The following is a 13,055-nucleotide window of genomic DNA, read 5'->3' as shown; positions in this document are numbered from 1 at the left end:
GGCCGCATCTCGGGATTATACGGTCCAAATGGCGGCGCGAATTTTCGCTTTACGCTGCCAGTCGTCGGGCTCGATTCCTGCGTTGCCGAATTGGTTCGCCAGAAATATTTCACAGGCTTTCGCTTCGCTGGCGCGGTTCTATCTGATGGCACGCTCCCGCCGGTACTATCCCAAGGTACAGGTCAATCTATCCGCCGAACCTGCCAGACTAGATCTGCCACACGATTCCGTCAGGCGGCGCTTGCCTTCATAGTTGGCGCACAGAGGCAGCAGTGTCGCGCTTCATTGGTTCTGACGCCTGACGCTACAACGTGAGCACAAGTCGATGAGCAAGCAAACTATGCGCGATCCGTCGAAAAATCCGGCAGCCGCGACGCACCCGGACAGTGAGCCAAATGCCGACCTGCGGCCTGCCGATGCAGAAATGACGCGCGTACTCAAGATGAGTCCAGTCCGGATGGCTTCTGACCCGTCCAGCAGCGTGATCGCCTATTGGAAACATGACGCGCTGCACGATGTCGTCGCGCCGATGGCCGACCACGTCCTCATGACATTCCTCTCGGGCTCGCTGCGCTTCGAGCGGCGCACCGGGAAATCGGTCGTGGTCGGAACGGCGCGTCCCGGCACTGTGACGGTCATCCCGGCCGGATCGACGTCGCGCTGGGACATTCCTGAATCCTTGAACGTGATCCACCTCTATCTTCCACAAACAACGCTCGAGCGCGTTGCGTTGGAGGCTGGCACGGCTTCCCCAGCTGATCTGATGGATCGATCGGCGTATCCCGATCCCATTACATCCCGCTTGCTCCTGAGCGCGGCAGATGTACTGGAAGGCAGTGCCACGCTGGATGCCCTGTTCAGGCAGCAATTGACTGATCTGCTGGCAACACGCCTGCTGGCCGCGCATGCGGGTTCACCTGTAGCGACACAGCCTGTCATCGGTGGGTTGTCGCCAACAGCGCTGCGCCGCGCCATCGAACGTCTGCATTCGGACAGCGATGCGGACGTCTCGCTCGCAGCGCTCGCTTCGGAAGCCGGACTGTCGCGCTTCCACTTCTGCCGTGCTTTCAAGGAGAGCACCGGGCTTTCACCTCACGCCTGGCTGCGCCAGCACCGGCTCGAGCAGGCCATGAACATGCTGCGGGACACCAACGAATCGGTCGCCTCCATCGCGGTCACACTTGGCTACTCCTCCCAGACAGCCTTCGCCGCAGCGTTCAGGAAACTGATCGGCGAGACGCCGAGCGATTGGCGACGACGCATTCGGTAACAGCAATCTCTCTACAGGTACGGCAATCGCTCTGGCGCAGTTGCAAAGCTAATCCGCTAAATCAGCGTTACGCCGACGCCAACAACGGATGGAGACAAATCGATGGCCTGGATGAACGTCGTTAACCCGTTTGCTATCGGACCGCGGCGGAGAGTCGTCGCGACGGCACTCATTTACGGACTTTCGTTGAGCGTTCGCTTCACCTCGGCAGCGGGCGAAGAAACGGAAGTTCCGGCACATGCCGTCCAAACCGCCAGCCCCGTCAGTTCCATCGTTTTCTACAAGGACTGGCCCGCGAAGCCCGCTCCGTTGATGGCCTTTCAACGCGGCTCGCTCTTGGGATCCGGAGGCTGCCGGGCGGCATGTGAACACCCCATGCCAATGTCGCTAATGCTGGACTGCCCCGCACCGTAACAGTCGGGATTCGTTTCACATCATCTTTGCGTCATCGATCGCAAGAGGTTTACCGCCAATGCAGAGCGGCGGCGGTGACGTGCGTACGTTCGAGAAAATTCAACCCACAGGAGCAAACACATGCGACTTATCATCATTGGCGCCGGCTTCGCCGGCATGTACGCCGCACTTTCCGCTGCCCGCCTGCGCGATATCCAGGGCGTTTCACCCGAGGAGCTCGAGATCGCGCTGGTTGCGCCCGAGCCGACCCTGGTGGTCCGGCCGCGGCTTTACGAGCCGAAGCCCGAAACCCTGACGGCACCTCTGCTTGATGTGCTTAAGGCGATCGACGTCGTTTACGTGCAAGGCAGCGCCGAAACCATCGACACCAAGTCTCGCATGGTGCAGATCGCTACCGACAAAGGCACGCGAAAGTCGCTCTCCTATGATCGGCTGGTCGTGGCCACCGGCAGCCGGCTGTTCCGCCCGAACATTCCAGGCCTCGCCGAGCACGGATTTAGCGTCGACTCACTTGATGATGCGATCGCCCTCGACAAGCATCTGCACGGCCTGGCGAAACGGCCGGCGGTGAACGGGCGCGACACGGTCGTCGTGGCGGGCGGCGGTTTCACCGGCATCGAGGCGGCCACCGAGATTCCTTCTCGACTGCGCAAAATCCTCGGCAAGGATGCCAAGACCCGCGTCATCATCGTCGACCGCAACAAAGCGATCGCACCCGATATGGGCGAGGGCCCCCGACCTGTCATCGAGGAAGCCCTGCGCAAGCTCGGGGTGGAGACCCGGCTCGGCGCCGGTGTCGCCTCGCTCGACCAATCCGGCGTGACGCTTTCCAACGGCGAACACATCGAAACCGAGACCGTGATCTGGGCGGCCGGTATTCGCGCCGCGCCGTTGACCCAGCAGATTCCCGCCGAGCGCGACAATTTCGGCCGGCTGCTGGTCGACCGCGATTTGCGCGTGCCGTCGGTGCCAGGCGTCTTCGCCACCGGCGATGCCGCTCGCGCCGCATGCGACGATGACGGCAATTACGCGCTGATGTCGTGCCAGCACGCCACGCGGATGGGCGCCTTTGCCGGCAACAACGCCGCCGCCGAACTGCTGGGCGTGCGGACCAAGCCGTATCACCAGAAGGGCTATGTCACCTGTCTCGACCTCGGAGAAGCCGGCGCGCTGTTCACGCGTGGCTGGGAGCGCGAGGTAACGATGGTCGGCGACGTCGGCAAGAAGACCAAGCAGGAAATCAACACCGTCTGGATCTATCCGCCGAAGGCCGAGCGTGCTGCCGCGCTGGCCTTGGCCGATCCGGAACGTGTGACTGATGTGACTGGCTTCTTCTAGACCCGTCACGCGAAACGGGCCGCGCTCAGCGCTGGTTGCGCGGCCTGCTCAACCGAGACCAGCAAGTAGCCTCTACCATGAAACAGGAGACAAACATGAACCTACACAACATGAGCCTGGACAACACCTCACACCCCGGCGGATCGAGATCTGACGAATTGGTTCCGTCGCGCTACGCGGTGCGGGTCGGCGACATCGACGTCCTGGTGGTCAGTGATGGCGTGCTACCGCTCCCAACCGCAATGTTGGCACACAACATCGACCCGGCCGTCCGGGCGACCTGGCTGAAAGACATGTTCCTGCCGCCGGACGCTTACGATTGGGCGCTGAACGTGGTCGTGGTGCGTAGCGGCGGCCGGACCATACTCGTCGATGCTGGGCTTGGGCTCGACCCGGACTTGCACTTGCCGCGGGCCGGGCAATTGATCAAGCGACTGGAGGCCGCCGGCATCGATCTTGCGTCCGTGACCGACGTGGTGCTGACCCACCTGCACATGGACCACATTGGCGGGCTGCTCGTCGACGGGGTGAAGGACCAACTGCGTCCGGACCTGCGGATCCACGTGGCGGCCGCCGAGGTCAAGTTCTGGGAGGCGCCCGATTTCTCCCACGTCTCCATGCCGCCGGGGTTCCCGGACGCGCTTCGGTCGACCGCCAAGCGGTTCGTGAAAGAGTACCGCAGCCAGCTGCGGCTGTTCGAGGAGGAGTACGAGGTGGCGCCGGGAGTGGTCGTCACTCGCACCGGCGGCCACACCCCCGGGCACAGCGTGGTCCGCGTGGCGTCCGGCGGCGACCGGCTGACGTTCGCCGGAGACCTCGTGTTCGCGGTCGGGTTCGAGCACCCCGAATGGTACAACGGCTTCGAACACGACCCCGAGGAGTCGGCCCGCGTTCGTATCCGTCTTTTGCGGGAACTGGCTGAGACCGGTGGGATGCTGGTGGCCACCCACCTGCCTTTCCCGTCCGTCGGCCATGTGGCAGTCGACGGCGACGTCTTTCGTTGGGTGCCGGTCTTCTGGGACTACTGACCGCTTGTTGAGTTAGGCGCCGAACCAGGGCGCGTAGCGTTAATGCGTGCGCGCCCTGGATAACGGCGGGAGACTGCCAGCTGACGAGTCTCAACTCTTGGTTCATTGGAAAATTCGCCAGGGCTAGCCGGACCGCAATCTCCGTCGATGGCGGCTGGACCGCGCAATAGGCAACGCAAATGAGTATGTTCTCGAAGAGGAAAAAGAAGGTCGGCCTGCTGCTGTGTCTCAGCTCGGTGGCGGTCTTGGCTGCCGGATGGACCTGGGCCCGTTCGCACGGCGAAGCGTCGACGGACAATGCTTACGTCCGCGGAGACGTCACCTCGCTCGCGCCAAAGGTCGCGGGCTACGTCACGGCCGTGGAGATTGAAGACAACCAGACCATCCGGGTGGGTGACGTCTTGTTCCGGATCGACGATCGGGACTACCGCGCACGGTTCGCGCAAGCCGTGGCCAATGTCCAGGCTGCCCAGGCTCGCCTCACCAATGTCGATGCGGATACCCAGCTTCAGCATGCTCTAATTCGGCAGGCCGAAGCCCAGAAACGTTCGAGCGAAGCCGAGATGGTACTGGCGACCAAGGCCTCCGATCGCCGCCGTGAGCTGATCCGCACCAGCGCCGTCAGCCAGGCCCAGGTCGATGAAAGCGACGCGGCGCGATCGAGAGCGGAGGCAAACGTGTCGGCGGCATCGGCAACCGTAGAGGCTCAGCAGCAACGCATCGCCGTTCTTGCTACGCAGCGCGAAGCTGCCGTCGCTGCGCTGGCGCAGGCCACGGCTGCGCGCGACCTTGCTCAAATCGATCTCGACAACACCGTGGTCCATGCACCGGTCGGCGGCGTTATCGGCAACCGCCAGGTTCGTATCGGTCGGCTTGTGGCGCCGGGCGCCTCCCTGCTCGACCTTGTTCCGGTGAACGATGTGTGGGTGGTCGCGAATTTCAAGGAAACCCAGATCGAACATATCCGGCCCGGTCAGCGCGCTCGCATCACGATCGACGGCTTCCCGAGCGACACGCTTGAAGGCGTGGTGGACAGCTTTGCGCCCGGCAGCGGGTCCGCCTTCAGTCTGCTGCCGGTGGACAATGCGACCGGAAATTTCATTCGCGTGGTTCAGCGTGTACCGGTGAAGATCCGGTTTGTCGGCAATCCACTGCCCGGCCGCCTCGTGCCCGGCTTGTCCGCCCGTGTCGAGATCGATCTGGGAAGTGGCTCATGAACACGGCCATTGCCATCTCGCCAGATCGCGACAGAGCTGCGACGGGGCCGCTTCTGGTCGCAGGCATCGTGCTTGCCACGCTGACGGAGGCAATCGCCAGCACCGTCCTGTCGCTCGGACGCAACGATATCATCGGCGATACCTATGCAACTCCCGATGAGTTCGCCTGGCTGGATATCGGCTACACCGCTTTAAAGCTTATCGGCTTCATGCTCGCACCCTGGCTGATGACCCGTGTCGATCCGCGCCGCCTCGTCATCGACGCGACGCTGGTCATGGGCGCGGCATGCGGCATTGCCGCCGTCACAGCTCGGCTGGACCTGCTGGTCGCGCTGCGTGTCATACAAGGCATCTCCGGGGGCACCTTGCTTGTCGCCGGCCAAGCGATCATTTTCCGCGCCTATCCGCTTTCTCGCCAGCCGATCCTTCAAGCTCTGTTTGCGATGGGGTCGGTTGTCGCTCCCGCCACCATCGCCCCGGCTCTCCAGGGGTGGCTGGTCGACAGCCAGTCCTGGACATGGATTTTCTTCAGCGTTGTTCCACTGGCCCTGGCGGCTGCCGGGCTCCTGTTGATCGCCGACGGCCCGAGGCCCGCCGCGACCATGCGCCGTCCGTTTGACTGGATCGGCTTCTCCCTGATCGCCGTCACATTTTTCTGCTTCACATATGTCTTCAGCCAAGGCAGCCGCTGGCGCTGGTTCGAGGAATCTCGCATCCTGTGGCTGACGGTGATTGGTGCAGCCACCCTGCTCGCTTTTCTGGGCCAGCAAATGATGGCCAAGGACAAGGGCCTGCTCGATTACACTTTGTTCCGGTCAGACGATTTTTGCTTCGCCTTCATCGTCAGCTTTGTCGCCGGCGCCGCATTGTTCGGGAGCGCTTTCCTGATCCCGTCCTTTGCCGTGTCGGTTCTCGCGTTCACGCCCACCGACGCCGGAACGCTCCTGTTGCCAAGCGGGGCGCTTTTCGTCGGCGCGCTCTTCATCGCCGCCTACCTCATGCAGGTCCGCGGCATCCCTCCGGTCGCCACCGTGCCCTTTGGCATCCTGACGATCATGGTCGCGATGTGGATGCTGTCCGGCTCGACCAGCGAAAGCGGTGCGGACGACATGATGGCGGCCATCCTGCTGCGCGGCCTGGGCCTCGGATTCCTGTTTCTGTCGATCACGCTGATCGCTTTCAGTAACCTCGACGATCGCAACCGCGCGTCCGGCATAGGTCTGTTCAATGCGGGTCGCCAGCTTGGCGGTCTGATGGGAGTGGCCGGGCTTCAGACGCTGATCGACCATAACGTTACCGCCAATGTTGCGGTGCTCGGCGCCCACGTCACCGCAGGCGTTCCAGCGGTCAGCGAGCGGTTGGCGACAACGGCTGCCATGCTCGCTGCAAGAGGAATGGACGGTGTGGCTGCAGGCCGGACTGCGGTTGGCCTGCTGGGCCGAACCATTACCGGTCAGTCCACGGTGATCGCATTCGACACCGCGTTCGCTGCAATCGCACTGCTGTTCGTCGTCGCCGCGCCCGTGCTGGTCACCATCAAGATCGCCTTCGCCCTGCACGCAAAGATGCGTGCGGCGCAGTTAATCCGGACCGAGGAGCTGCATATGATTCACCCTGCGCCGAAACCCGCTCGACAAGACACGGCTGCATCGAGCCCAGAGGCTCGCGCCGACATTGTTCTGGCAGTCAGCGAGGCTCTCGCCCGTTCGATCGGCGCGCCAGCTGATCTCGACAGTATCCTGGATCGAAGCGGATACTCAAAGAAGGACATTCTATCTGCATTCGAGAGCATCGACGATCTCATCGTCACGATCGCCGAACACAAGGCGTCCCTCATATCGCAACCATTGGTGAGGAGCGCGCGCCCAGGCACCGTGGACGACGCATGCGAAACCCTCGTCGCCTTCGGACGCGTCGCCTGGAAGGAATATTCGACCACACTGGTCGGGTTCATTCGGATGATCATGACCGAAGGTGCACGCAATCCTGCCCTCAAGAAGCGGGTACATGAGGCGGGTCAGGTAATGGTCACCCTCAAGCTGCAGGAGTTTCTGTCAGCAGCGAACGAACGTGGGATCCTGTCGGTATCGGACGCTCAGCTGTACGCAGAGCAATTGCTGGGACTGCTGCGAGAACCGCTCTACCAAGCACTCATGCTGAGTCCTGCATTGCGCCGGGAAGAAGCAGCAGCCGACCGCGTGAGAGCCAGCGTCGAAAGCTTCATTCATGGATGCGGGAGCACGAGGAGTAACACCCGATGAGCGCAGCTAACGATATTGTCGAGTCGAGACGATCCTGGCTCAGGCGCGACAGCGCGAATCCTTCAGGGCTGAACGTCGTCGGCGATGTCCCGCCCGACCTCGCGAATAACCTCGACGAGGATGGATCACTGGTGACGGTCGATCCCGCCGATTGGATCGTCTGTTTCGTACCTGGCCTTCGATGGCAGTGGTGGCATCGATTCGTTCATCATAGGCATAAGCACGTCTTTGCCATGCGACCTACAGGCACGGGCAGCTGGTTACTCGTGGAGCCGTGGTGGTCGCGTATGATGGTGACGATCTTGCCGCCGGCCGATGCTGTCAGATTTCTCCGGTGGGGTGCGACGGGCGATATCCTCCGAGTCCGCGAAGCGGTCCCGGGGAAGGCGAGCCAGATTCGTGGCTGGTCCAACTGCGCGGTTCTCTCGGCGTTCTTGCTGGGAAGACCGAGCTGGGCTTGGACGCCGCACGGTCTCTACCGGCAATTGCGTCGAGAAAAGTCAACAAGGTGCGAGAATGTTCAGCGACTTCTCGTCGACCAATTCACCAAAGTCGTCAGCCAGTACTCGTCCAACGCACTGAGTGTCGGTGCCGACCAGCTTTCCCTCCCGCTAAGGGAATTGCTCATCATCATTGGACGCAATCTTCTCGAAACGATGATGACACCGTCGCTGCTGGAGGTCTGTTACACAGCTATTCTCGAAGCGGACCGCTATCCCGATGCGACACGGGCCTACGCGCAACATGGCCCTTCGCCGGCCATCGCGGTTCTTACGAAGATTCTTGCAAGAGCTAAGCAGGCCGGTGAAGTCAACTTCGCGGATTGCGAAGCCGGCGCTCGCCGGTTTCTTGGAATGCTCCACGGAAACGTTCATCTGGAAGCAGTGCTTCAGCTCAGCGAAATACGAACGCTTTCCGAGATCGATCTGCGCGCCCGCACTGCGGTGAAAGTCTTTCTCGACGGCGCCGGGTCTAACGAGACGCCATGCCGGCGCGAGGGGCCCTGACGGCATGAGGATCATCGATCGAGGTTCAATGAGCATTTTCACGGGTCCGGTCGGTCGCGATCGCACTGGTTATGCCTGCGACTGCCTTCGCCATGGCGCTCCGACGGATGACTGGCGAACCTCGAGCGGTTGACCGCCGCGGGCCGTTGGCAGCAATCGCGCTTCACGTACAGCAAACGCTCTGGCGCAGCGGCGGACCCGGTTCGGTAGATTTAGGCAGGGGTCAACGGCAAACGGACGCTGATGATAAATGGACGACCCTCTTGTCGGCTTCGACACTTCTCAACTGAGGGATTAGACATGCGCGAGGATGAACGCTGCAGACCGCAACGACGGTCATTCCTAACAGCCCTGGCCGGCATCACGGCGCCGACGGCATTCACAGCAACAAGTGCGGGTGCCACCCACGCCGCGCCGGCGGATGCATATGCCGATCCGACTAGGCCGGCGCTTCAGAACGGGAGCAAGAAGTTAGATCCCTCCCGAGCTGCCTTGGTTGTCATCGATCTACAGACGCCCGCCGGCATTCGGCCTAATGAACCGTCGGAAGTTATGCGCGAACTTGCCGCGGAATTCTTTAAGTTTCGATAGTCGGCATATCCGCACCAAGCACTTCTGTTCCGCAGCCTTGCGCACACGCGTAGCGACCCTCAGCAAGACTTTACGTCCATCCAGGGTGACGGCCCGAAGACCGTGCTCATTCGGCGCGTTCAAGGGGCCGCCGCCGCCCTAGTCCGTTGTCAAAAAGCCGGATGTCACGACGGAGCCGAATGAGGACGCAACTGTTCCGGAACTCGCCCGCATCCTGTTTCGGATTCACCATCTCGCAGCCAGATCGCCTCACCAATTGGTCATTCCATATCCATCATTCCGCGAAGACCGCTTTGCGCCACAAGCGGCCTTCACGACTGATAAGGTTTGTCTGCTTTCCTTATCAGTGATCGAACTGCCTCCATTGTGCCAAAACCTTATAAGTCAGCGGATTGATTTCATCCGAAAGACGACGCTCCCCGGAGACCATAACAATCGGGCTCGAAAGGTTGACCTTCACTCGTCCAACAGCTCAAGGAAGTCGTTTATTCGCTCGAAGGGCTTCGCACTGCGATTGCCGATATAGACCACACGATCGCCATCGCGCTCCAGCGACTTCGCTCTCGACTTACGAAGCCGACCAGGGAGGAGCGTCGCCGCAACAGCCTCGGGGCCGACGTCGAGCCTCATAATGCCGCGCCGCTTGCAATCGAGCCTGAGTCTTGCGGCCGCGAAAAACTCGCGCGCTTCCGGCGGCAGCCTGCCGAAACGACGTGCGGTTTCGCCCTCCAAATCCTCGAGATCATCCTCGGTGCGACATCTGGCAATACGGCCATAGATTTCCAGGCGAACAGAGTCCGACTGTACGTAGCCCGCGGGCAGCATATCGGCGATCGGCAGGTTCAGATCAGGCACCCACAGATCGGCGCCACCGTCGACGCCCTTCTCCGACGCCCGCTTGAGAAGATGGCTATAGAGCATCGGCCCGAATACCTGCAGATGGCCAGACTGCTGTTGGGAGAACAGGTCTCCGGCACCCCGGAGATCCAGATCACGCTCGCTGATGACAAAGCCGGCGCCGGGCTTGCTGAACTCTTCCAGCACGGCCAAACGCTTCTCGGATTGTTCGGAGTTCGACTCGTTTAACAAATACGCGAAAGCACGCGTGCCGCCCCGTCCGACGCGGCCCCTTAGCTGATGAAGCTGCGACAGACCAAACTTCTCCGGCCAGCAGATGACGATGGTGTTCGCCCGGGGTATGTCGAGGCCGCTCTCCACGATATTGGTCGCGAGGAGCACGTCCGCTTCACCTTCGACGAAGCTCATCATTCGATCGTCGATATCTGCGGCTGGCAACCGACCATGGAGACAAACGATGCGAAGGTCCGGAGCAATCAATTTTATCCTTGCCAGCATCGGCTCCAAATCCTGGATACGGGGGCAAATCAGGAAGCTCTGCCCGTGGCGCCTCTGCTCACGCAGCAAAGCCGCGGCGATCGCGGCGTCCGATAGCGGAGCAACCTTGGTGACGATAGGCAGCCGATGGCCTGGTGGCGTAGCAATAACGCTCAGATCCCTGAACCCCGCAAGACCCGCCGCCAGCGTGCGCGGTATCGGCGTGGCGCTCATCCAAAGAGTATGAACGCCCTTCGCAAGGCTCGAAAGTTTCGCCTTCTCCGCCGCACCAAAGTGCTGCTCCTCATCGATGATGACAAGGCCGAGGTCGGCAACTCTCGAAGAAAAAGTGAGCGATTCCATTCGAAGGTCTGTCGCTGACGAATGTGCCTCTCATTTCCTTCGCGAGCCGGGCCGCAAGGTCCGGCGAGCGCCAGCGCGGGCACGCGTCGCCGCCGCCGATCCGCTTGCCGGATCGGCGGCGGCGCACCTGGCCCCTGTATGGAAACAGAAAGTAGCCGCGCAATTTTCTCAAACTGCGCGGCTCACGTCCTAGATGGCACGTTCCATCAAGCGCTTGGCCTTACCTTCCAGCTCCAGCCGCGCATCCTGATGGGACTTGGTCCGGGCCAGCGCGGTGATCCCTTGGACGAAGTCGAAGACGCTTTCGGGTTTCCGATTTTCTTCACCAAGCACGGTTTCGATAATCTTCGCGGTCTCCGCTTTGGAAAACCCGCCTTTGCGCAAGAAACTCTCGCGATCCTCATCGGTCCGGGCAACAATCCGACCGCGCGCGGCCTTGATACCAGCAACGAATGGCGCCGGCGAAGAATTGGCAAAGCTGGTCAAGGCTGGCGCCGCCTCATGCGCGAAACGCTGGGCGGCGAATTTGGAGTGCCGGATCGTGATTTCCTGGAAGTTTTCGACGCCCCAGAGATTGCGGTTCATGCAGACGGCGCGAAGATAGAAACTGGCAATTCCGAGCGTCTTGCTGCCGACTTCGCTATTCCAGCAGTAAAATCCCCGAAAATACAAATCCGGCGTGCCATCCGCCAACCGCCCTACTTCGATCGGATTTGTGTCGTCGACCAGAAACAGAAACACGTCGCGGTCGCTGGCGTAAAGGGTTGTCGTATCCTTGGTTACGTCCACAAACGGATTGTGGGTCATCGTGCTCCAATCCATCACGCCCGGCACCTTCCAACGCGTATCGCCAGTGCCATTGCCTGCGATTCTCATGACGGCGGCGACCATTTCATGGTCCCAAATGCGCCCATAGTCCGGCCCGGTGACAGCGCGGAGTTCGACGCGGCCGTTGTCCGCTTCCAGAGTTTTGATGAGTTCGGCGCGATGGGAAAGCAAGCCGTGTTGCAGGTTGATGGCGGACAAGGCCGCGGGAAGCTGCCGCAAATAAGAGGTTGGAGCGCCGACCAGCGTGCACAACTGGCCAAAACTCCAATGCGTCGGCATGACCTGTTCGTCACGTCCCGGCACCATCAAGGCTAGCCGTTCTGAACTATCCCTATTGGCTTCTAGCCGAATGGCCCGGCTTTCCACCGTCCGCGCCTGCGCGCGTTCCGCCCTGCCCCGCACTGCTTCATAGAGATCAGCGAGGTTCAAGAAGCGTTCGTCATCGGGGCGCGTAAACCACTCCGAGGAAACACGGCCATTCCGCTGGCCACGCGATATATCCACGCGGAAGCCGCTGGAAACCGTCTGCTCGCTTTGGGCTGGTGTCATCATGTTCATGGTCTTTCTCCTTTGGGCTGAGGTTGAAGCGCAGCGCTGCGCTGCAACCCTGCCCGTCGGCGAGACCTGGGGTAGCAAGGGCAAGGGCGGCTGGACGTGGAGGGGGATCACCCGCCTGACAAGGGCGCGCGATTACGCGCGCGTCTGCACGCGCCTGATGACCGCATCGTCCGTGAAGATCCTTCTTTAGGCGCGGAAGACCGGGGAAACCCGTCCGGCCGGCACGCATGGCGTGCTTCACCCTTGCCCGCGCGAGGGCGGAGCCCTTAGCACCCTTCAAACAAGAAATGCACTTCTTCTTCCACGCAAGGGCGGTGCCAGAAACGCAAAAAAGCCCCGCCTCCAAGGAGGCGGGGCGTGATCGCCGAATGGATCAGTCGCCGCTGCGGCGCGACCAGATCAGGGTGTAGCCCTCGTCGCCGTCGACCTTCACCAGCGAAGCGTAGATCGGTGCCGGGAAGCTCGGATCGTCGAGCTTGACCGAGAGATATTCGCGATCGCTGTCGCGGGCGGTCTTCTTCCAGGCAGCGCCGAATTCAGTGGCGCCCGCGAAGATGCGATAGTCGGGGGCCTTGTCGTTGTCCTTATCGCTCGGGGAGAATTTTGCCTTGATGTTGAGCGTCAGCGTCTTGATCGAACCGATGTAACCGTTGTCCGACGCGGTGAAGGTGCCGATGGTAGCCATGGTAATCTCCGTTGGTTTTCTCGGGCCGCGCCCATCGCGGCCTCGATGGCGATCTTCGGCCCGGGGGGAGCGATCGGCCCGCAGCCCTTGGGCCCGCAGCGTCAGCGGAGGACGGCGTGAGCCTGCTTTTTTGACTTCCCGCGAGGAATGCCGCGTCTTT

General features: G+C 61.6%; 9 protein-coding genes and 2 pseudogenes. 8 read left to right on the top strand and 3 right to left on the bottom strand.

Annotated elements, in window-relative coordinates:
- The first annotated feature begins 325 nt into the window (after window positions 1-325).
- From RX328_RS14810 to RX328_RS14780, 7 genes and pseudogenes are all read left to right on the top strand, one after another.
- Complete coding sequence (locus RX328_RS14810; RefSeq protein WP_213252426.1) at window positions 326-1,270, top strand: helix-turn-helix domain-containing protein; 945 nt, start codon at window positions 326-328, stop codon at window positions 1,268-1,270.
- Window positions 1,271-1,804: 534 nt separating this feature from the next.
- A complete protein-coding gene (locus RX328_RS14805; RefSeq protein ID WP_213252425.1) occupies window positions 1,805-3,022 on the top strand; it encodes an NAD(P)/FAD-dependent oxidoreductase in 1,218 nt (405 codons plus the stop codon).
- A 95-nt stretch (window positions 3,023-3,117) separates the two neighbouring features.
- On the top strand, window positions 3,118-4,050 hold the full coding sequence (locus RX328_RS14800) for an MBL fold metallo-hydrolase (protein ID WP_213252424.1): 933 nt from the start codon (window positions 3,118-3,120) through the stop codon (window positions 4,048-4,050).
- A 179-nt stretch (window positions 4,051-4,229) separates the two neighbouring features.
- Window positions 4,230-5,267, top strand: a complete 1,038-nt coding sequence (locus tag RX328_RS14795) for an HlyD family secretion protein (protein ID WP_213252423.1) — start codon at window positions 4,230-4,232, stop codon at window positions 5,265-5,267.
- A pseudogene (locus RX328_RS14790) lies at window positions 5,264-6,841 on the top strand (DHA2 family efflux MFS transporter permease subunit); the annotation flags it as partial. The gene RX328_RS14795 and the pseudogene RX328_RS14790, both read left to right, overlap by 4 nt.
- Window positions 6,833-7,528: a TetR/AcrR family transcriptional regulator C-terminal domain-containing protein gene (locus RX328_RS14785; protein WP_312018038.1), complete on the top strand. Its 696-nt coding sequence runs from the start codon at window positions 6,833-6,835 to the stop codon at window positions 7,526-7,528. The pseudogene RX328_RS14790 and the gene RX328_RS14785, both read left to right, overlap by 9 nt.
- On the top strand, window positions 7,525-8,535 hold the full coding sequence (locus RX328_RS14780) for a TetR/AcrR family transcriptional regulator C-terminal domain-containing protein (RefSeq protein WP_213252421.1): 1,011 nt from the start codon (window positions 7,525-7,527) through the stop codon (window positions 8,533-8,535). Before RX328_RS14785 ends, RX328_RS14780 begins: the two co-directional genes overlap by 4 nt.
- Before the next feature lie 1,047 nt (window positions 8,536-9,582).
- On the opposite strand, the pseudogene RX328_RS14775 reads toward RX328_RS14780, so the two are convergent.
- A pseudogene (locus RX328_RS14775) lies at window positions 9,583-10,800 on the bottom strand (helicase-related protein); the annotation flags it as partial.
- Window positions 10,801-11,013: 213 nt separating this feature from the next.
- The gene (locus RX328_RS14770) at window positions 11,014-12,210 is read right to left on the bottom strand and encodes a DUF932 domain-containing protein (RefSeq protein WP_213252420.1); all 1,197 of its coding nucleotides are present in this window, start codon (window positions 12,208-12,210) and stop codon (window positions 11,014-11,016) included.
- On the opposite strand from RX328_RS14770, the gene RX328_RS14765 reads away from it, so the two are divergent.
- On the top strand, window positions 12,203-12,400 hold the full coding sequence (locus RX328_RS14765; protein WP_213252419.1) for a hypothetical protein: 198 nt from the start codon (window positions 12,203-12,205) through the stop codon (window positions 12,398-12,400). The two genes, RX328_RS14770 and RX328_RS14765, sit on opposite strands and share 8 nt — an antisense overlap.
- Window positions 12,401-12,583: 183 nt before the next feature.
- Here RX328_RS14765 and RX328_RS14760 read toward each other — a convergent pair whose 3' ends face one another.
- A complete protein-coding gene (locus RX328_RS14760; protein ID WP_213252418.1) occupies window positions 12,584-12,895 on the bottom strand; it encodes a DUF736 domain-containing protein in 312 nt (103 codons plus the stop codon).
- Between the last annotated feature and the right edge of the window lie 160 nt (window positions 12,896-13,055).

It is taken from the genome of Bradyrhizobium sp. sBnM-33 (genome assembly GCF_032917945.1).
Taxonomy (GTDB): Bacteria; Pseudomonadota; Alphaproteobacteria; order Rhizobiales; family Xanthobacteraceae; genus Bradyrhizobium.
The sequence above is the reverse complement of the archived record's forward strand: the minus strand, read 5'-3'. Positions and strand labels throughout refer to the sequence as shown.